The organism is Streptomyces sp. BF23-19 (genome assembly GCF_041106355.1).
GTDB classification, from domain to species: domain Bacteria; phylum Actinomycetota; class Actinomycetes; order Streptomycetales; family Streptomycetaceae; genus Streptomyces; species Streptomyces virginiae_A.
The window spans coordinates 83,467-102,318 of the sequence record NZ_JBGBPT010000019.1; the positions used below are offsets into that span (position 1 = coordinate 83,467).

Annotated in this window: 14 protein-coding genes and 1 pseudogene; 5 read left to right on the forward strand and 10 right to left on the reverse strand. The window is 68.7% G+C overall.

From position 1 onward, the window contains the following. Window positions 1–21: 21 nt before the first annotated feature. The 8 genes from AB8A24_RS13800 to kdpF (AB8A24_RS13835) all read right to left on the reverse strand — a co-directional run bounded on the left by AB8A24_RS13800 (window position 22) and on the right by kdpF (AB8A24_RS13835) (window position 9,142). The gene (locus AB8A24_RS13800; RefSeq protein ID WP_328960515.1) at window positions 22–2,565 is read right to left on the reverse strand and encodes a sensor histidine kinase KdpD; all 2,544 of its coding nucleotides are present in this window, start codon (window positions 2,563–2,565) and stop codon (window positions 22–24) included. Between the two features lie 58 nt (window positions 2,566–2,623). After that, the gene (locus AB8A24_RS13805) at window positions 2,624–3,313 is read right to left on the reverse strand and encodes a response regulator (protein ID WP_328960514.1); all 690 of its coding nucleotides are present in this window, start codon (window positions 3,311–3,313) and stop codon (window positions 2,624–2,626) included. Between the two features lie 122 nt (window positions 3,314–3,435). After that, window positions 3,436–4,149, reverse strand: coding sequence for a potassium-transporting ATPase subunit C (locus AB8A24_RS13810; protein ID WP_328960513.1), 714 nt, complete (start codon window positions 4,147–4,149; stop codon window positions 3,436–3,438). A 7-nt stretch (window positions 4,150–4,156) separates the two neighbouring features. Continuing rightward, complete coding sequence (kdpB, locus tag AB8A24_RS13815; RefSeq protein ID WP_033223110.1) at window positions 4,157–6,262, reverse strand: potassium-transporting ATPase subunit KdpB; 2,106 nt, start codon at window positions 6,260–6,262, stop codon at window positions 4,157–4,159. Further along, entirely contained in the window at window positions 6,259–7,923 is a 1,665-nt protein-coding gene (gene kdpA / locus AB8A24_RS13820; RefSeq protein ID WP_369475830.1) for a potassium-transporting ATPase subunit KdpA, read from the reverse strand. Before kdpA ends, kdpB (AB8A24_RS13815) begins: the two co-directional genes overlap by 4 nt. A gap of 6 nt (window positions 7,924–7,929) precedes the next feature. Then, the gene (gene kdpF / locus AB8A24_RS13825; RefSeq protein WP_037789535.1) at window positions 7,930–8,019 is read right to left on the reverse strand and encodes a K(+)-transporting ATPase subunit F; all 90 of its coding nucleotides are present in this window, start codon (window positions 8,017–8,019) and stop codon (window positions 7,930–7,932) included. Between the two features lie 240 nt (window positions 8,020–8,259). Beyond that, the gene (locus AB8A24_RS13830; RefSeq protein WP_328960510.1) at window positions 8,260–9,018 is read right to left on the reverse strand and encodes a DUF4118 domain-containing protein; all 759 of its coding nucleotides are present in this window, start codon (window positions 9,016–9,018) and stop codon (window positions 8,260–8,262) included. A 34-nt stretch (window positions 9,019–9,052) separates the two neighbouring features. Beyond that, the gene (gene kdpF / locus AB8A24_RS13835) at window positions 9,053–9,142 is read right to left on the reverse strand and encodes a K(+)-transporting ATPase subunit F (protein ID WP_328960509.1); all 90 of its coding nucleotides are present in this window, start codon (window positions 9,140–9,142) and stop codon (window positions 9,053–9,055) included. A gap of 240 nt (window positions 9,143–9,382) precedes the next feature. Here kdpF (AB8A24_RS13835) and AB8A24_RS13840 point away from each other — a divergent pair, with 240 nt between their 5' ends. The 4 genes from AB8A24_RS13840 (at window position 9,383) to AB8A24_RS13855 (ending at window position 16,212) form a co-directional block, all read left to right on the forward strand. After that, the gene (locus tag AB8A24_RS13840; RefSeq protein ID WP_328960508.1) at window positions 9,383–11,269 is read left to right on the forward strand and encodes an APC family permease; all 1,887 of its coding nucleotides are present in this window, start codon (window positions 9,383–9,385) and stop codon (window positions 11,267–11,269) included. Between the two features lie 259 nt (window positions 11,270–11,528). After that, on the forward strand, window positions 11,529–13,679 hold the full coding sequence (gene kdpB, locus AB8A24_RS13845; RefSeq protein ID WP_369475833.1) for a potassium-transporting ATPase subunit KdpB: 2,151 nt from the start codon (window positions 11,529–11,531) through the stop codon (window positions 13,677–13,679). Window positions 13,680–14,025: 346 nt separating this feature from the next. Next, complete coding sequence (locus AB8A24_RS13850) at window positions 14,026–15,963, forward strand: amino acid transporter (protein WP_328960506.1); 1,938 nt, start codon at window positions 14,026–14,028, stop codon at window positions 15,961–15,963. Between the two features lie 63 nt (window positions 15,964–16,026). Then, window positions 16,027–16,212 carry a hypothetical protein gene (locus AB8A24_RS13855; RefSeq protein WP_327265723.1) on the forward strand — a complete coding sequence of 62 codons (186 nt, stop codon included), beginning with the start codon at window positions 16,027–16,029 and terminating at the stop codon, window positions 16,210–16,212. Between the two features lie 401 nt (window positions 16,213–16,613). Here the strand turns inward: AB8A24_RS13855 and AB8A24_RS13860 are convergent, their stop codons facing one another. Together AB8A24_RS13860 and AB8A24_RS13865 are read right to left on the reverse strand one after the other, a co-directional pair. Continuing rightward, entirely contained in the window at window positions 16,614–17,045 is a 432-nt protein-coding gene (locus tag AB8A24_RS13860) for a helix-turn-helix domain-containing protein (protein ID WP_323184752.1), read from the reverse strand. A 45-nt stretch (window positions 17,046–17,090) separates the two neighbouring features. Then, window positions 17,091–17,336, reverse strand: a pseudogene (locus AB8A24_RS13865) (helix-turn-helix domain-containing protein); the annotation flags it as partial. Window positions 17,337–17,471: 135 nt separating this feature from the next. On the opposite strand from AB8A24_RS13865, the gene AB8A24_RS13870 reads away from it, so the two are divergent. After that, the gene (locus tag AB8A24_RS13870) at window positions 17,472–18,662 is read left to right on the forward strand and encodes a cytochrome P450 (RefSeq protein WP_328960504.1); all 1,191 of its coding nucleotides are present in this window, start codon (window positions 17,472–17,474) and stop codon (window positions 18,660–18,662) included. Window positions 18,663–18,852: the final 190 nt, after the last annotated feature.

An 18,852-nucleotide genomic window follows, 5' to 3' on the forward strand; every position in this document is an offset into this window, starting at 1 on the left:
GGGCCTGGTCCGCGGGCCGGTTCAGGTGACCGCCGACGTCGGGAGTTCCGCGGTGACCGGCGGTGCGCCGCCCGCTATGGGGAGGGTGATGACCATGGTGAGGCCACCGCCCGGGGTGTCCTCGGCGGTGAGCGTGCCGCCGATGGCCTCGGTGAAGCCGCGGGCGACGGCGAGGCCGAGGCCGACTCCGGCGCCGCGCGGCGCGTCGCCGTGGCGCTGGAAGGGTTCGAAGATCCGGCCCTTGGCCTCGTCAGGGACGCCAGGGCCACGGTCGACGACCCGCAGTTCCACGCGCTCGTGCAGGGCACTGGCTGTGACGTTGACAGGCTGTCCGTCGGGGCTGTACTTGACGGCGTTCTCGACGATGTTGGCGACGGCCCGTTCCAGCAGGCCCCGGTCGACGGCGACCATCGGGAGCGTTTCTGGGATGTCGAGGTCGACACTGTCCTCAGGTACGCCGCCCAGCGCCATCGGGACGACCTCGTCGAGGTCGGTCTCCCGGATGAGGGGGACGACGGTGCCGGTGTTGAGGCGGGACATGTCGAGGAGGTTCCCGATCAGGGCGGCGAGGCGGTCGGCGCCGTCCTCGATGCCTTCGAGGAGTTCGGCCTTGTCGTCCTCGGACCATTCGACGTCGTCGGAGCGGAGCGAGCTGACGGAGGCCTTGATGCCGGCGAGCGGGGTGCGCAGGTCGTGGCTGACGGCGGCGAGCAGGGCGGTGCGGATGCGGTTGGCCTCGGCGAGTTCGCGGGCCTTGCCGGCTTCGTCGACCAGGCGCTGGCGGTCGAGTACGACGGCTGCCTGGGCGGCGAAGGCGCCGAGGACGCGGCGGTCCTCGGCGGGCAGCACCCGGCCGGTGAGGGCGAGTGCCATGTTGTCGCCTATGGGCAGGTCCACGTCCGCGTCCTCGGGACGGGCGACCGGGCGGAGGCCGACGGCTGAGGCGGTGCTCCAGGGAGCGACCTCACTGCTCCGTTCGAGGAGTACGACCGACTGCATGGCGAAGGTTTCTCGCAGGCGCTCGAGGAGGGCTTCGAGGGAGTCCTCGCCGCGCAGGACGCTCCCGGCGAGGAAGGAGAGGATCTCGGACTCGGCACGCAGCCGGGCGGCCTGGTGGGTGCGCCGGGCGGCCAGGTCGACGACGGAGGCCACCGACACCGCGACGCCGACGAAGATCGCGATGGCGACGATGTTCTTGGGGTCGGAGATGGTGAACTCGTGCAGCGGCGGGGTGAAGTAGTAGTTCAGGAGCAGCGACCCGAAGGCCGCCGAGGCCAGCGCAGGGACCAGCCCGCCGAGGAGCGCCGCCGCCACCGTGAAGGTGAGGAACAGCAGCATGTCGTTGGCGAGCCCGAGATCGGGGACGACCTGGTTCAGCAGGACGGTGAGCAGCGCCGGCCCGGCGATACCGGCCAGCCAGCCCCAGATGATGCGGGACCGGCCGAGCCGCGCACCGCGAGCGACCGGAAGGCCCCGGCCCTTGGCGGCCTCGTCGTGGGTGACGATGTGGACGTCGAGATCGGGACCGGATTCACGGGCGACCGTGGCACTCACGCCCGGCCCGAACACGTACTGCCAGGATCGCCTGCGGCTGACACCGAGCACGATCTGGGTGGCGTTGCACCCGCGGGCGAACTCCAGCAGCGCGTCGGAGACGCTGTCGCCTATGACGTGGTGGAATGTGCCGCCCAGGTCCTCGACCAGGGTGCGCTGGACGGCGAGCTCCTTGGGCGATGCGGAGGTCAGGCCGTCGCTTCGGGCGATGTAGACGGCGAGGACCTCGCCGCCCGCGCCCTTCTCGGCGAGGCGGGCGGCGCGGCGGATCAGCTGACGCCCCTCCGGGCCGCCGGTCAGACCGACGACGATGCGTTCGCGGGCCTGCCAGGTCGAGCGGATATTGTGCTCGCCCCGGTACTCCTGGAGATACTCGTCGACCCGGTCGGCGACCCACAGCAGGGCCAGCTCGCGCAGCGCGGTCAGATTGCCGGGGCGGAAGTAGTTGGACAGGGCCGCGTCGACCTTGTCGGGCTTGTAGACGTTGCCGTGGGCCATGCGACGGCGCAACGCCTGCGGGGACATGTCGACGAGCTCGATCTGGTCGGCGCGGCGCGCGACCTCGTCGGGGACCGTCTCCCGTTGCCGTACCCCGGTGATCGTCTCGACCACGTCACCCAGCGATTCCAGGTGCTGGATGTTGACCGTCGAGACGACGTCGATGCCCGCCTGGAGGAGTTCCTCGACGTCCTGCCAGCGCTTGGCGTTGCGCGCGCCCGGTACGTTGGTGTGGGCCAGCTCGTCCACCAGAGCCACAGCGGGGCGCCGCGCGAGGATCGCGTCCACGTCCATCTCGGTGAAAGTGCTGCCCCGGTACTCGATCTCGCGCCGCTCGATGAGTTCCAGTCCGTGCAGCATCACCTCGGTGCGCGGCCGGTTGTGGTGTTCGACGAAGCCGACGACGCAGTCGGTGCCCCGCTCGATCCGGCGGTGCGCCTCGGAGAGCATCGCGTACGTCTTGCCGACGCCCGGCGCTGCGCCGAGGTAGATGCGGAGCTTGCCGCGTCCCATGTTCCGACTCTTCATTCTCTGCTGGCGACGGGGTCCGTGCCGTGGATCGGGCGGGTGATCAGGGTTCGAAGCGGTATCCCATGCCCGGTTCGGTGATCAGATAGCGCGGATGCGAGGGGTCTGGTTCCAGTTTGCGCCGTAGCTGGGCCATGTATACACGCAGGTAATTGGTGTTCTCCCCGTAGGTCGGACCCCAGACCTCCAGCAGAAGCCGTCCCTGTGTGATCAGCCGGCCCGGATGGGTGATGAGGATTTCCAGCAGGTGCCACTCGGTCGGGGTCAGTCGTACGATGCGCTCGCCCCGGCGAACCTTCTTCGCGACCAGGTCGACGGTGAACTCATCGGTCGTGACCACGGCGACTTCGTCGGCCTGGGAAGCCGCAGGCACTTCATTTCTCCGGGCGGCCGCCCGCAGGCGGGCCAGGAGCTCGTCCATGCTGAACGGTTTCGTCACGTAATCGTCGGCGCCGGCGTCCAGGGCCCGGATCTTGTCCTCCGAAGTGTGGCGCGCGGACAGGACCAGGATGGGGACCTTGCTCCAGCCACGGACACCCTTGATGACGTCGACGCCGTCCATATCGGGCAGCCCGAGGTCCAGCACGATGACGTCCGGCTTGCGGGCCGCCGCGAGCCGCAGGGCCGAGGCGCCGTCGGAGGCCTCTTCGACCTCGAATTTGCGCGCCTGGAGATTGATCTTGAGCGCGCGGACGAGCTGAGGGTCGTCCTCCACCACCAGCACCCGAGTCATCGGTGTGCAGCCTTTCCTTCGTAACGGGCACGGTGAGAGCCGGCGGGGCGTTGGGGGCACCTCCCAGCGGTAGCTGGGGGAGCTCCGCGCCCCGCCGGCTCTCAGTCCGTGCGATGTCGAGCTCAGCTCTTGGACAGCGCCTTCAGGGCGATGTTGAGCTCCAGGACATTGACACGCGGCTCTCCCATGAAGCCGAGGGTCCGGCCCTGGGTGTGGTCGGCGACGAGCTTCTCGACCTGCTTGACGTCGAGCTTGTTCTGTTCGGCGACGCGGTGGACCTGGAGCTTGGCGTACTCGGGGGAGATGTTCGGGTCGAGGCCGGAGCCGGAGGAGGTGACGGCGTCGGCCGGTACGTCCTCGGGCTTGATCTGGTGGCCGGCGGTGGAGTTGTCGGCGATGACGGCCTCCTTGGCGGCGATGACCTGGGAGCAGAGGCTGCCCTCCACCTCGTCGGTGCACTTGCCGTCCTTCGCGCCGTTGTCGGCGGAGCGGTTGGTGGCGCCGGAGAGGATCAGCGCGTACTGGGTGTTGACGCTGTTGGAGCCGAGGCCGTTGGAGGGGCGCGGCTGGAACCACTTGAGGTCCGGCTTGGCGGCTTCCTCCGGGTCGTCGGGGTTCTGCTTGGGCAGGTTGTAGGTCTGCCCGATGAGGGAGGAGCCGACGACCTGGCCGCTCTTGTCCTTGATCTCGGAGCCGTTGGCCTGGTCGTTGAAGAGGGCCTGGGCGATCCCGGTGACGGCCAGCGGGTAGAGCACGCCGCAGATCACCGTCAGAACCAGCAGGGCCCGCAGACCCGCGCCGATCAACCGTGCTGTGTTGCCTACTGAGTTGTTCATTGTCGTCTCAGCCGATTCCGGGGATGAGGGAGATGAGCATGTCGATGATCTTGATGCCGATGAACGGGGCGATCAGGCCGCCGAGTCCGTAGATCCCCAGGTTCCGGCGGAGCATCTTGTCGGCGCTGGTGGGCCGGTACCGGACGCCCTTGAGGGCGAGCGGGACCAGCGCGATGATGATCAGCGCGTTGAAGATGACGGCGGAGAGGATCGCGGAGTTCGGCGACGACAGGCCCATGATGTTGAGCTTGTCGAGGCCCGGGTAGACCACGGCGAACATGGCCGGGATGATCGCGAAGTACTTCGCCACGTCGTTGGCGATGGAGAACGTGGTCAGCGCGCCACGCGTGATCAGCAGCTGCTTGCCGATCTCGACGATCTCGATGAGCTTGGTGGGGTTGGAGTCCAGGTCCACCATGTTCCCGGCCTCCTTGGCGGCCGAGGTACCGGTGTTCATGGCCACGCCGACGTCCGCCTGCGCGAGCGCCGGGGCGTCGTTCGTACCGTCACCCGTCATCGCGACGAGCTTGCCGCCGGCCTGCTCCCGCTTGATGAGGGCCATCTTGTCCTCGGGCGTGGCCTCGGCGAGGAAGTCGTCGACACCCGCCTCCTCGGCGATGGCCTTCGCGGTGAGCGGGTTGTCGCCCGTGATCATGACGGTCTTGATGCCCATGCGGCGCAGTTCCTCGAACCGCTCGCGCATGCCCTCCTTGACCACGTCCTTGAGGTGGATGACGCCCAGCACGCGGGCGCCCTTGTCGTCCTTGACGGCGACGAGGAGCGGCGTACCGCCGGCCTCCGAGATCTTGTTGGCCAGGGTGTCGGCGTCGTCGGACACCTGACCACCCTGCTCCCGGACCCAGGTGATGACGGATCCGGCGGCGCCCTTGCGGGTCTGCTTGCCGTCCACGTCCACGCCCGACATGCGGGTCTGGGCGGTGAAGGCGATCCACTCGGCCTGGGACAGTTCGCCCTGGTGGCGTTCCCGCAGACCGTACTTCTCCTTCGCGAGGACCACGATGGAACGGCCCTCGGGAGTCTCGTCCGCGAGGGAGGAGAGCTGGGCCGCGTCCGCCAGCTCGGCCTCCGTCGTTCCCTTGACCGGGACGAACTCTGACGCCTGGCGGTTGCCGAGGGTGATGGTGCCCGTCTTGTCGAGCAGCAGCGTCGACACGTCACCGGCGGCTTCCACCGCGCGCCCGCTCATCGCGAGGACGTTGCGCTGGACGAGCCGGTCCATGCCCGCGATACCGATGGCCGAGAGCAGGGCACCGATGGTCGTGGGGATCAGGCAGACCAGCAGGGCCGTCAGCACGATCATGGACTGCTTGGCGTCCGCGTAGATCGCGAACGGCTGCAGGGTGACGACGGCCAGCAGGAAGACGATGGTGAGGGACGCCAGCAGGATGTTGAGGGCGATCTCGTTGGGCGTCTTCTGCCGTGCGGCGCCCTCGACGAGGGCGATCATGCGGTCGATGAAGGTCTCGCCGGGCTTCGTCGTGATCTTGATGACGATCCGGTCGGACAGCACCTTCGTGCCGCCGGTGACTGCGCTGCGGTCACCTCCGGACTCGCGGATCACCGGAGCCGACTCACCCGTGATCGCGGACTCGTCGACGGAGGCCACACCCTCGACCACGTCACCGTCGCCGGGGATGACATCTCCCGCCTCGCAGACCACCAGGTCACCGATACGGAGCTCCGCGCCGGGCACCTGCTCCTCGCCCTTGCCGTCCTTGGTCAGACGGCGGGCGACGGAGTCGGTCTTGGCCTTGCGCAGGGTGTCGGCCTGAGCCTTGCCGCGGCCCTCGGCCACGGCCTCCGCGAGGTTGGCGAAGATCGTGGTCAGCCACAGCCAGGCAGTGATCGCCCAGCCGAACCAGTTCGTCGGGTCCGTGACCGCCAGGACGGTCGTGACGACCGACCCGATCAGGACCACGAACATGACCGGCGACTTGATCATGATCCGGGGGTCGAGCTTGCGGACCGCGTCCGGGAAGGACTTCAGCAGTGCCTTGGGGTCGAACAGCCCCCCACCCACGCGGCCGGCAGGCGGTTTGTGGCCGGTCGGCAGGTCGTCGTGCGGAGCACGGGTCGGTGTGGCGGTGCTCATGATGCGAGCCCTTCGGCGAGCGGACCCAGCGCCAGCGCCGGGAAGTAGGTCAGACCGGTGATGATGAGGATGGTTCCGACGAGCAGGCCGGTGTAGAGCGGCTTGTCGGTGCGCAGGGTGCCCGCGGTCTCGGGGACGGGCTTCTGCTCGGCGAGGGAGCCGGCCAGGGCGAGGACGAACACCATCGGGAGGAAGCGGCCGAGCAGCATGGCGATGCCGATGGTGCTGTTGAACCACTGGGTGTCGGCGTTCAGGCCGGCGAAGGCCGAGCCGTTGTTGTTCGCGCCCGAGGTGTAGGCGTAGAGGATCTCCGAGAAGCCGTGCGCCCCGGTGTTGGTCATCGAGTTGGCCGGGGTGTCCAGCGCCATCGCGGCGGCGGTGAAGCCGAGTACGAGGGCGGGGGTGATGAGGATGTAGCAGGCCGCGAACTTGATCTCGCGGGTGCCGATCTTCTTGCCCAGGTACTCGGGGGTGCGGCCGACCATCAGACCGGCGATGAACACCGCGATGATCGCCATGATCAGCATGCCGTAGAGGCCGGAGCCGACGCCGCCGGGCGCGATCTCGCCGAGCTGCATGCCCAGCAGCTGGATGCCGCCGCCCAACCCCGTGTACGAGGAGTGGAAGGAGTTGACCGCACCGGTCGAGGTCAGCGTGGTGGCGACCGAGAAGATCGCGGAGGCGCCGACTCCGAAGCGGGTCTCCTTGCCCTCCATCGCCCCGCCGGCGATGTCGAAGGCCGGGCCGTGGTGGGCGAACTCGGTCCACATCATCAGCGCGGTGAAGCCGATCCAGATGGTTGCCATCGTGGCGAGGATCGCGTAGCCCTGGCGCAGGTTGCCGACCATGCGGCCGAAGGTGCGGGTGAGGGCGAACGGGATGACGAGGATCAGGAAGATCTCGAAGAGGTTGGAGAACGGGTTGGGGTTCTCGAAGGGGTGGGCGGAGTTGGCGTTGAAGTAGCCGCCGCCGTTGGTGCCCAGCTCCTTGATGACCTCCTGTGAGGCGACCGCGCCGCCGTTCCACTGCTGCGTGCCGCCCATGAACTGGCCGACCTCGTGGATGCCGGCGAAGTTCTGGATCGCGCCGCAGGCGACCAGGACGATCGCGCCGATCACCGAGATCGGCAGCAGGATGCGGACGACACCGCGGACCATGTCGGCCCAGAAGTTGCCGAGCTCACCCGTGCGGGAGCGGGCGAAGCCCCGTACGAGGGCCACCGCGACGGCCATGCCGACGGCGGCGGAGACGAAGTTCTGCACGGCGAGGCCGCCGGTCTGTACGACGTGGCCCATGGCCTGCTCGCCGTAGTACGACTGCCAGTTCGTGTTGGCCACGAAGGAGGCGGCGGTGTTGAAGGCCTGGTCGGGGTCGATCGCGGAGAAGCCGAGCGAGCCGGGCAAGATCCCCTGCGCCCGCTGGAGGGCGTAGAGGAAGAGGACGCTCACGGCCGAGAAGGCGAGGACCGCGCGCAGATAGGCCGGCCAGCGCATCTCGGCGCCAGGGTTGGCGCCGATGGCTTTGTAGATCCACTTCTCCGGCTTGTAGTGCTTCTCGGAGGAGTAGACGCGGGCCATGTAGTCACCCAGCGGGCGGTAGGCCAGTGCGAGCGCAGCGATCAGTGCGAGGAGCTGGAGCACACCAGCGAGAACGGGACTCATCGGTGGCTAGAACCTCTCCGGGTACACGAGGGCGAGGACGAGGTATCCGAGCAGGGAGACGGCCACGACGAGGCCGACGATGTTTTCGGCGTTCACAGCTTGGTCACCCCCCGGGCGATGAGAGCCACCAACGCGAAGACCGCGACCGTGGTGACGACGAAGGCCAGATCGGCCACCGTGAGCTCCTGGATGAATGAGGAAGGAATTGAATCGGCCAGATGGCCGATGTCGAGATAACCGTGTCTTCATCCCGGCGTTAAGACACCTTGATGGGGTCCATACGGACGCGGGGGAACTCTTAACGCCACGCATACGCGAAAGGCCGCGAACCACCGGTCAGCCCTGGTGGGACAGGCCGGCCGTGTCCAGCGCGGCACCGGCCTGCGCGGCCAGCGCGACGGCCACCAAACGGGCCTCTTCGGGAGGCAGGGGACGGTCCGGGAGCGGATCGAGGAGGAAGCGGCCGTAGTAGTGCCCGCCGCCGACGACCCGCAGCTCGGTTTCGCCGTCCGGCCAGTCGGCGTACTCGGTGATCCGGCCGCCGCTGCGCAGCCACAGGCTGCCGTCGTGCTCCAGGCGCGGCCGGTGCCCGAGCAGCCTGCCGTACTCGAAGCGGCACCCGCGCAGCCCCAGCAGGCCGACGAGCTCCCGGCGCACGTACTCGACCACCGCTTCCGGCGCGCCGCCGTCCTCGACCAGACGTGCGGTTCCCTGGAGGCTCGACAGATGTGCGGCGTCGGTGACCACGACCGTGCGGAGCCGCTGTACCCGTACGGCCAGCTGCGAGACGATCAGCCCGACGATGAGCAGGAGGACGGCCGTCTGGACCTCGTCAGCGTCGGCGATGGTGAACTGCTGGTAGGGCCTGGTGAGGAAGAAATCGAACCAGGCAGCCGCAGAGAGTGCGGCCAGCGCCCCGGCCGCCCGGGCGCCGAGCGCGGCGACGGCGACCACTGCGACGACCATGATCAGAGCCTCGTTCGTCGCCGAAAGGTCGGTTCGGAACGGTACGAGCGCAAGTGCCACGAGGAAGGGCACCACGAGGGCCGCGAGCAGGACGGCACGGTCGTGGAGGCGGTACGAGTATCCGGACATGTGATGCCTCCCGTCCGGACAGGACGGTCTCGAATCAGAACCTCTCGGGCCTGATCAGGGCGGCCACGAGGTAGCCGAGCAGAGCGACGGCAACGATGAGCCCGACCATGTTTTCCGCGTCCATCAGCGTGTACTCCCTGGATTCCGTCGGATATGTGTCGCGCATATCAAGCGTGCCCCCGGTCGGTGAAGAGCCACGCATCCAGACGGGGTCTTGACGCACCTCATACGACTTTGCGGCCCCGGCGTCAGGAGCACGTGAAGAGTGGCGCGACGGTCGTATGGATTGCGCCAAGAGCACTGGTCATCCGGCCACGCCATCCCGACGCTGTCCTCACTTTGTCCAATCGGAGGAACAGCGAAGATGGCCATAGACATGGGAAAGACGACCGCGGCCGGACAGGCCCCGGGCACGGAGGAACCTCCTGATACCGGTGTGCGGACGCCTCCCGCATCGGGGGACCGGCACCGGCTGACCGCCCTCCAGGGCCTGGCCGCGCTGTCGCTGGACGCGATGGCCTCCGTCGCGTACGGGCCCGAGTCGATCGTGTTGGTCCTGGCGGCCGCCGGTGCCTACGGGCTCGGGTTCACCCTCCCGGTCACTCTGGCGATCGCGGCGTTGCTGGCGGTGCTGGTGGCCTCGTACCGGCAGGTGATCGCGGCGTTCCCGGACGGCGGCGGATCGTACGCCGTCGCCAAGAAACACCTCGGGCGGCGCACCAGCCTGGTCGCCGCGGCCTCGCTGATCCTCGACTACGTACTGAACGTGGCCGTCTCCGTCACCGCCGGCGTCGCTGCCCTCACCTCGGCCTTCCCGGAGTTGTACGGGGAGCGGGTGTGGTTCTGCCTCGGGGTCCTGGTCCTGGTCACGGCGGTGAACCTGCGCGGGGTCGTGGACTCCGCCAAGGCGTTCCTCCTACCGACCGCGGTGTTCGTCGGGTCGATCCTGACCATGGTCGCGGTCGGTCTCTTCCGCGGCGGCCCGGTCAGTACCGCCTCGGCGGCCGGCCATGCCTCCGCTCTCGGCGAAGGGGCCACAACCGTCGGCGCACTGTTGCTGCTGAAGGCCTTCGCAGCCGGCTGCTCCGCCCTGACCGGCGTCGAAGCGGTCGCCAACGCCGTGCCGTCCTTCCGCGCCCCGGCCGCCCGTCGCGCCCAGCGTACCGAGGTGGCGCTCGGGGCCCTGCTCGGTGTGATGCTGATCGGGCTGTCGGTCCTGATCGGCCGCTTCCACCTCCAGCCGGTCGAGGGCGTCACCGTCCTCGCCCAGCTCGCGGACGCCTCCTTCGGGCACAACGCGGCCTTCTATGTCGTCCAGTTCGCCACCATGGTGCTGCTGGCGCTCGCCGCGAACACCTCCTTCGGCGGCCTCCCGGTGCTGATGAGCCTGCTGGCCCGCGACAACTACCTGCCGCACGTCTTCGCCCTCAAGGCGGACCGCCAGGTACACCGCCACGGCGTGGTGTGGCTGGCGCTCGTGTCCGCCGTCCTGCTGGTGTTCTCCGGCGGCGACACCAACACCCTCGTCCCGCTCTTCGCGATCGGCGTCTTCGTCGGCTTCACCGTCTGCCAGGTCGGCATGGTCCGGCACTGGTACGGCGAACGCCCGCGCGGCTGGCAGGCCAAAGCTGCCCTCAACGGCTTCGGTGCCCTCCTCACGGGAGTCTCGGCGGTGGTCGTGACCGCCACCAAGTTCACCGAGGGCGCCTGGCTGATCGTGCTCGCCCTGCCGCTGATCGTCCTCGCCTTCGAGAAGATCCACCGCGCCTACGCTCGGATCGGCGAGCGTCTGGAGCTCGGCCGCATCCCTCAGCCACCCCAGCGCTCCCGCTCTCTGGTCGTCGTGCCCGTGTCGGGGCTGTCCCGACTGACCTGCCAGGCGCTGACCGCGGCCCGCTCGCTCGGCGACGAGGTCCTCGCCGTGTCCGTCACCCACTCCGGCCCGGAGGATCGGCAGGCAGCCGAAGCGCTGCGCCGGGATTGGGAGTTGTGGAAGCCCGGCATCGAGCTGATCGAGGTCTGCTCGAGCACCCGTTCGCTCGGCCGGCCGGTGTCGTCGTACGTGCGCGACTTGATGCAGGCACACCCGGACACCCAGGTGACCGTCCTCATACCGGAAACGGAACCCGCCCGGTTGTGGCAGCGGATGCTGCAGAACCAGCGCGGTTCCGTCGTCGCCCACGCGGTGCGCCGCGACACCGACGCCGTCATCTGCCGACTGCGCTTCCGCATCACTGCCGACGGGCGTTGACGGGCTGTTGACGGTGGCTTGACGCGACTCGTGCGCTGCCGTCAAGAAGGCGCCAATTCCCCGGCTCACATGGGAATTTCCGCCGGGACGGGCAGTAGTTTCCTGCCTGTTGCGCCGCCGGGGACCTCGACTACTCACATGACGGCCGAGGGGGTCCATGCGAGACAGTCCCCGGCGGCGACATCCCTCACCCGCACCCAGTCCTTGCCCGACCTTGCCGGCAGGGGGTGTCCAGCCGAACTCACCAGAAGGTCGCTTCATGCCTCCCGCCGCCGCGCAGCACGTTCCCCCGGATCTCGGCACACCTCCGCGGACCCCGGTCAACCGTCCGTCCCGGAAACGCTCCGGCCAGGTGAACGTGCTGGAGCCCGAGCTCCTCGCCACCTCGGCCCGGGAGGCCGTCGCCAAGCTCCACCCGCGCGAACTGGTCAAGAAGCCGGTGCTGTTCGTCGTCGCCGTCGGATCGGTGCTGACCACACTCTCGGCGCTCGTCCACCCGTCGGTCTTCACCTGGGTGATCAGCGTCTGGCTCTGGCTGACCGTCCTTTTCGCCAACCTTGCCGAAGCCGTCGCCGAAGGCCGCGGCCGCGCTCAGGCCGAGTCGCTGCGCAAGGCGCGTACGGACACGGTCGCGCTGCGGCTGAAGCACTGGACCTACGGGGCGAACCTTCTCAGCGCCGAGACCGAGGTCGTCACGCCCGCCGAGCTCCAGCCCTTCGACTTCGTGCTCGTCGAAGCGGGCGAGCTGGTACCGGCCGACGGGGACGTGGTCGACGGCGCGGCAATGGTGGACGAGTCGGCCGTGACCGGTGAATCGGCCCCGGTGCTCCGGGAGTCGGGCGGCGACAGGTCCGGTGTCACGGGCGGTACGACCGTGCTGTCGGACTCGATCGTCGTACGGGTCACCTCGCGTTCCGGGAACAGCTTCATCGACCGGATGATCGCGCTGGTCGAGGGCGCGTCCCGGCAGAAGACCCCGAACGAGATCGCGCTGAACATCCTGCTGGCCGCCCTGACCGTCATCTTCATCCTGATCGTGGTCAGCATCCAGCCGATGGCCGCGTACGCGGGCGCCGCCCAGTCCACGACCGTACTGGTCGCCCTCCTGGTGACCCTCATCCCCACCACGATCGGCGCCCTGCTCTCCGCGATCGGCATCGCCGGCATGGACCGCCTCGTGCAGCGCAACGTCATCGCGCTGAGCGGCCGCGCCGTCGAGGCCGCCGGTGACATCAATACCCTGCTCCTCGACAAGACGGGCACCATCACGCACGGCAACCGGGAGGCCGCCGCCTTCATCCCGCTCCCCGGCATCGACCACACCAAGCTCGCGGACGCCGCCCAGCTGTCCTCCCTCGCCGACGAGACCCCCGAAGGCCGGTCCGTCGTGGCCCTGGCCCAGCGGTACGGGCTCCAGCCGGCCGCCGCCGAGGACCTGAGCAACCCCCACTTCACCGAGTTCAGCGCCCGCACCCGGATGAGCGGGGTGAACTTGAGTTGGGACAACGGTGCGGGATGCGCCATCCGCAAGGGCGCGGTGGTGGAGGTCATGGACTGGGTGGCGATGCGCGGCGGGACCGTACAGGCGGAGGCCGCCGCATGGTCCGCTCAGGTCTCGCAATCCGGTGGGACCCCGCTGCTGGTGGCGGTCCACGACTGGGACGGGGCGCGGGTGCTGGGCATCATCCACCTCAAGGACGTGGTCAAGGAGGGGATCCGGGAGCGCTTCGCGGAGCTGCGCGCCATGGGAATCCGTACGGTCATGGTCACCGGCGACAACGAGCTGACGGCCCGCGCCATCGCCGCGGAGGCGGGGGTGGACGAGTACCTCGCCCAGGCGACGCCCGAGGACAAGCTCGCGCTGATCAAGCGGGAGCAGGCGGGCGGCAAGCTGGTCGCGATGACCGGTGACGGTACGAACGACGCCCCGGCACTGGCCCAGGCGGATGTCGGCGTGGCGATGAACACGGGCACCTCGGCCGCCAAGGAGGCCGGGAACATGGTGGACCTCGACTCCAACCCCACCAAGCTCATCGAGATCGTCGAGATCGGCAAGCAGCTCCTCATCACCCGGGGTGCGCTCACCACGTTCTCCATCACCAACGACGTCGCCAAGTACTTCGCGATCATCCCGGCCATGTTCACCGCGGCCTACCCGGGACTCGAAGCACTCAACATCATGGGCCTGAGCAGCCCCACCTCGGCGATCACCTCGGCAATCATCTTCAACGCGCTGATCATCGTCGCCCTCATCCCGCTCGCCCTGCGCGGTGTCCGCTACCGGCCCGCCTCCGCGCACGACCTGCTGCGCCGCAACCTCGGCGTCTACGGCCTCGGCGGCCTGATCCTGCCCTTCGTCGGCATCAAGCTCATCGACCTGCTGGTGTCCACCATCCCCGGCCTCGGCTGACCTCGGGTAAACGGCTCGTCAGGGGAACGCGAGGCTCCTGTCCCACGAGCCATCGCAGCCTCCGCTTCCCGCAGGGATCTTCCCACCCCCGGACCACGGCCGCTCCAGGCCGGCCGGCGTTGATCCACACTCCGCCGGTTCCCCGCGGGGGCGGCCTCCGTCCGGGCCGCCCCCGCTCCTCGTCCTTGACCACCCCGGACGTTCGCTACTCCACAGGTGGCGATGTCCGCGTTAAGGACGCGTCAGGATTGCCTCAGCCGCAGGCATATGAGATCAATCTGCGTACGCTTGCTCCGCCGTCGGTGTCGATGGCTGATTCTTTGCCGTACGACAGGAGCTCCCCACGATGGCCACCCCGGCCCGCTCCTCGCGCCTGCGCGCGTGGATGCTGGAAGGCTTGACCGCCGAGAACAGTTCGCCCGCAGCCAAGGAGGCGGCGGCCCAGCCCCACGGCCGCCCGTGGTGGCGGGTGATGTGCCTGACCGGTCTGGACTACTTCTCGACCCTTGGCTACCAGCCCGGCATCGCGGCGCTCGCGGCCGGCTTGCTGTCGCCGCTCGCGACCATCGTGCTGGTCCTCCTCACCCTGTTCGGCGCGCTGCCCGTCTACCGGCGGGTGGCCGAGGAGAGTCCCCATGGCGAGGGCTCGATCGCCATGCTGGAGCGGCTGCTGACGTTCTGGAAGGGGAAGCTGTTCGTCCTGACCCTGCTCGGGTTCGCGGCGACCGACTTCCTCATCACGATCACCCTCTCGGCCGCCGACGCGACCGCGCACCTGGTGGAGAACCCGCACCTCACGAGCACTTTGCATGGTCACGAGGTGCTGATCACCCTGATCATGATCGCGCTCCTCGGGGCTGTGTTCCTCAAGGGGTTCAGCGAGGCCATCGGCGTCGCCGTGGTGCTGGTGGCCACGTACCTCAGCCTGAACGTCGTCGTGGTGGCGCGCGGCTTGTGGGAGGTGGCCGCCGAACCGCATGTCGTCACCGACTGGACCGAGGCGCTGACCGCTGAGCACGGCAACCCGCTCATGATGGTCGCCATCGCGCTCATCGTGTTCCCGAAGCTTGCGCTCGGCCTGTCGGGGTTCGAGACCGGTGTGGCGGTCATGCCCCACGTGAAGGGCGACCCGGAGGACACCGAGGAGAAGCCCGCCGGCCGGATCCGCGGTGCCAAGAAGCTGCTGACGACCGCGGCCATCATCATGAGCGTCTTCCTGATCACCAGCAGCTTCATCACGACGCTGCTGATCCCGCCGGCCCAATTCCAGCCAGGCGGTGAGGCCAACGGACGGGCCCTGGCCTACCTGGCCCACGAGTACCTGGGATCGGCCTTCGGTACGGTCTACGACATCTCCACGATCCTGATCCTGTGGTTCGCCGGCTCCTCTGCGATGGCGGGCCTGCTGAACCTGATGCCGCGCTACCTGCCCCGCTACGGCATGGCTCCCCACTGGGCGCGAGCGCTGCGCCCCATGGTCATCGTCTTCACCCTGGTCGCGTTCCTGGTGACCTGGATCTTCAACGCCGACGTGGACGCCCAGGGCGGTGCGTACGCCACCGGTGTCCTGGTCCTGATCACCTCGGCGGCGGTCGCGGTGACCATCGCCGCCCGCCGGGCGGGGGAGCGCGGCTGGACCATCGGCTTCGGCGTCATCTCGGCCGTCTTCATCTACACCACCGCCGTCAACATCGTGGAACGCCCCGACGGTGTGAAGATCGGCGCCTGCTTCATCGCCGGCATCATGGCTCTCTCCCTCCTCTCCCGTCTCGCCCGCGTCTTCGAGCTGCGCGTCACGCACGTGGAGTTCGACGACATGGCTCAGCGGTTCATCCGCGACACCGCCAACCGCACGATCCGGTTCATCGCGAACGAGCCCGACAACCGGGACCGCGAGGAGTACCGGCAGAAGAAGGAACAGATCCGCGCGGACAACGACATCCCCGCCGGGGACGACGTCATGTTCGTCGAGGTCACCGTCCTGGACGCCTCCGAGTTCGAATCCGGCATGCGCGTACGCGGCGAAGTGCTGCACGACCGCTACCGCGTCCTGACCCTGGAGAGCTCCAGCATCCCCAACGCCCTGGCCGCCCTCCTCCTCCACGTCCGCGACGAGACCGGGCAGCGGCCCCACATCTACTTCGAGTGGACCGAGGGCAACCCGTTCGCCAACTTCTTCCGGTTCTTCCTCTTCGGCCAGGGCGAGGTCGCCCCGGTCACCCGCGAGGTCATCCGCGAGGCCGAACCGGACCGCGCCCGGCGCCCGCACGTCCACGCGGGCTGACGTCACCGCCAAGATGCCGACAGGAAACCCTTCGGATCCTCGCCCTCACGTGGATCCGGAGGGATGCTCACTGTCGTGACCATCTCCTGGCGCCCCGATCGCGCCGTCCGCCGGACCGTACTCGTCCTCGGGGCGGCAGGTCTGACCGTGATCGCCACCGGCGCGATCCTCGATGCCATGTGGCTGCTCGGCATCGGGGTCTGGGCGATCATCGCAGCGATGGTGATCGAGCTCGTCTACCGGCCCTAGGCCGTCTCTTCCGGATCTTGCCGGGCCCGGCCCGCCCGGCACGGCCCCTCGCCGCGTTGTCGGGACACCCGAGTACGCCCAGTACACGGGCGCCCCTCCTCCTTGCGAGGCACCGCACCGGACGACCCGGGCCCACTCGACAAGATCCGAAAGAGACGACCTAGCCGCCGATGTCCCGGTGGCGGTAACCCTCCGGCGTACGCGCCGTAGAAGGATCCGGGCCGTGTCCTCGTGGACCGCGGGAGAGCCGACGAGCTTCTCCGGGGTCATGTTGTCGACGTCAGCGGGGAACCAGACGTACCCGCCGTGCCGCTGCGGTGCCGGACGGCCGGATGGCATGGGTCGGTGACGTTCGGCAGGAACCGGTCCGCCGGCGGCCCAGACGGTTCGGCTGAGACCCGTCACGCCAGGAGGCGGCGGCATCGGTCGGCCGACTCCAGCATGTCCAGGCTGACCTGTTCCAGGAACGCGCCCACCTTGGCCAGCCGCTGCCCCACTGGGCTCTCGGGCCCGTACGTCTGCGCCGCGGCCGTCGAGGCCTGCGCTGCCTCGAGCGTCTGCCGCGAGCTGATCACGATCGAGTGGTACCAGGCGTCGTCGTCGACCACGTAGATGTCGCGACGCCGCTGCGGATCGCGCTCGCGCCGGACATACCCATGCTCGACCAGGAAGTTCACCGCTACGGAGACGGAGGCTGGGCTGACCTTCAGTCTGCGGGTCAGCTCGGCTGCTGTGCGCCTGCCGTCCTCGGACAGCAACAGGTCGACGTGCACGCGCGCCGTCATCCTCGGCAGCCCCGACCTGACCGCCAGCTCGATGATCTCCTCTTCCATCGTGCCGCTCGGTGCTTCGGCCGCGCGTGGGGGTGTCGGTGTGCCGCGCTGCGCCCGCTGGACCGTCGCCAGCTGCGCCTGCTGGGGCCGGTAGCCGCCGGGGCCGCCGTTGCGTGAGATCTCCCGGCTGATCGTCGAGGTCGGCCGGTCGAGCCGCCTGGCGATCTCGGCGTAGGAGAGCTTGCCGGTGAGTCCGGCCGCGATGCGCTGGCGTTCCTGCTGGGTCAACCGTCCTCCAGGCATGCCGCCAGTATTGCCTTCGCCGCCACTCAGTGCAACGCGCCATTGCATTCGAGCGCAGCGTCATTGCATCAATTTGGCACTCTTCACCTGCACTTATGTGTTCCAGTAGATTGCAGCAATCCTGAATGCAACGTAGCTTTCGAGTTGTATCAAACACGCACTATCGCGAGGTGAGGAATGGTCATGGATGAATCGGTCCACACTGTTACGACGCTGCCGACGGAGCGTCGGTCCGGCTGTCCCTTCGACCCTCCGGCAGAGCTGATCGACGCCCGCCTGCACGGCCCCATCAGCCGCTACACCCACCCCGGCGGGAAGCCCGGCTGGATGATCACCGGATACGACCTGGTCAGGTCGGTCCTGGCCGACCCGCGGTTCAGCTCGCGCAAGGACCTCCTGAACGTGGTCGACTTCGAGATCCCTCCGGCGCCGCCCGGCGAGTTCCTCCTCATGGATGACCCGCAGCACAGCCGCTACCGGAAGCCGCTGGTCGGCAAGTTCACCGCACGGCGGATGCGACTGCTCACCGAGCGCATCGAGCAGATCACCACCGACTGCCTGGACGCCATGGAGAAGGCGGGGTCGTCGGCGGACCTGGTGACCGCGTTTGCCAAGCCCATCCCCACCATCATCATCTGTGAGCTGCTGGGGGTGCCGTACGAGGACCGGGCCTCCTTCCAGGAACAGATCGACAAATTCATGAACGGGGAGACGAGCGACGAGGAGCTGCTGGCGGCCTACACCGCGACCCAGACCTACCTCGCGGAACTGGTGGCCGCCAAGCGCGCGAACCCCACCGACGACGTCCTCAGCGAACTCACCGACAGCGACCTGACCGATGAGGAGCTGCAGGGGATCAGTCTGATCCTGCTGGCGGCCGGCTTCGACACCACCGCCAACATGCTGTCCCTCGGGACCTTCGCGCTGCTGCAGAACCCGGAGCAACTGGCGGCGCTGCGCGCCGATCCCGCGCTCATCGACCAGGCCGTCGAGGAACTGCTGCGGTATCTGAGCGTCGCCAAGTCGTTCATGCGGACGGCGCTGGAGGACGTCGAGGTGGGTGGCCAGACCATCCAGGCCGGCACGACGGTCGTCCTGTCGTACAACACCGCCGACCGCGACCCCGAGCGGTACCCGGATCCCCACACGCTCGACCTCCGGAGGGACGCCGGCGGGCACCTGGCCTTCGGCCACGGCATCCACCTGTGCCTGGGCGCGCAGCTGGCCCGCGTCGAGATGCGGGTCGCGTTCTCCGCGTTGCTCAAGCGCTTTCCCACGCTGCGCCTGGCCGTACCGGCCGAAGACGTCGCCCTGCGCCCGGAGACCGCGGACATCTATGGGGTCAAGAGCCTCCCGGTTACCTGGGACGTGTGACCACCGGCCGGTGACGGGAGATGTCGCGTACGGCCGCCGCGGCCGAGCTGTGGTTGCCGGCCTGCGCGGATCGCGTCCGCGGCGCCGGCTGCACAGTGAGCAGGGTCCTGGCCGCGCTCGATCTGGCAGGGGCTCACGTGCGCGTCGGGAATCGCGACGGGTCCGAGGAGGAACGTACCTCGCAGGCATC

Bases quoted from the DNA above. Each gene is read 5' to 3' on its own strand.
- kdpB (WP_369475833.1), top strand. From the start codon at position 11,529: ATGCCTCCCGCCGCCGCGCAGCACGTTCCCCCGGATCTCGGCACACCT.
- AB8A24_RS13850 (WP_328960506.1), top strand. From the start codon at position 14,026: ATGGCCACCCCGGCCCGCTCCTCGCGCCTGCGCGCGTGGATGCTGGAA.
- AB8A24_RS13805 (WP_328960514.1), bottom strand. From the start codon at position 3,313: ATGACTCGGGTGCTGGTGGTGGAGGACGACCCTCAGCTCGTCCGCGCG.
- AB8A24_RS13830 (WP_328960510.1), bottom strand. From the start codon at position 9,018: ATGTCCGGATACTCGTACCGCCTCCACGACCGTGCCGTCCTGCTCGCG.
- AB8A24_RS13860 (WP_323184752.1), bottom strand. From the start codon at position 17,045: ATGGAAGAGGAGATCATCGAGCTGGCGGTCAGGTCGGGGCTGCCGAGG.
- kdpF (WP_328960509.1), bottom strand. From the start codon at position 9,142: ATGGACGCGGAAAACATGGTCGGGCTCATCGTTGCCGTCGCTCTGCTC.
- AB8A24_RS13800 (WP_328960515.1), bottom strand. From the start codon at position 2,565: ATGGGACGCGGCAAGCTCCGCATCTACCTCGGCGCAGCGCCGGGCGTC.
- AB8A24_RS13810 (WP_328960513.1), bottom strand. From the start codon at position 4,149: ATGAACAACTCAGTAGGCAACACAGCACGGTTGATCGGCGCGGGTCTG.
- kdpB (WP_033223110.1), bottom strand. From the start codon at position 6,262: ATGAGCACCGCCACACCGACCCGTGCTCCGCACGACGACCTGCCGACC.
- AB8A24_RS13870 (WP_328960504.1), top strand. From the start codon at position 17,472: ATGGATGAATCGGTCCACACTGTTACGACGCTGCCGACGGAGCGTCGG.
- AB8A24_RS13840 (WP_328960508.1), top strand. From the start codon at position 9,383: ATGGCCATAGACATGGGAAAGACGACCGCGGCCGGACAGGCCCCGGGC.
- kdpA (WP_369475830.1), bottom strand. From the start codon at position 7,923: ATGAGTCCCGTTCTCGCTGGTGTGCTCCAGCTCCTCGCACTGATCGCT.
- AB8A24_RS13855 (WP_327265723.1), top strand. From the start codon at position 16,027: ATGCTCACTGTCGTGACCATCTCCTGGCGCCCCGATCGCGCCGTCCGC.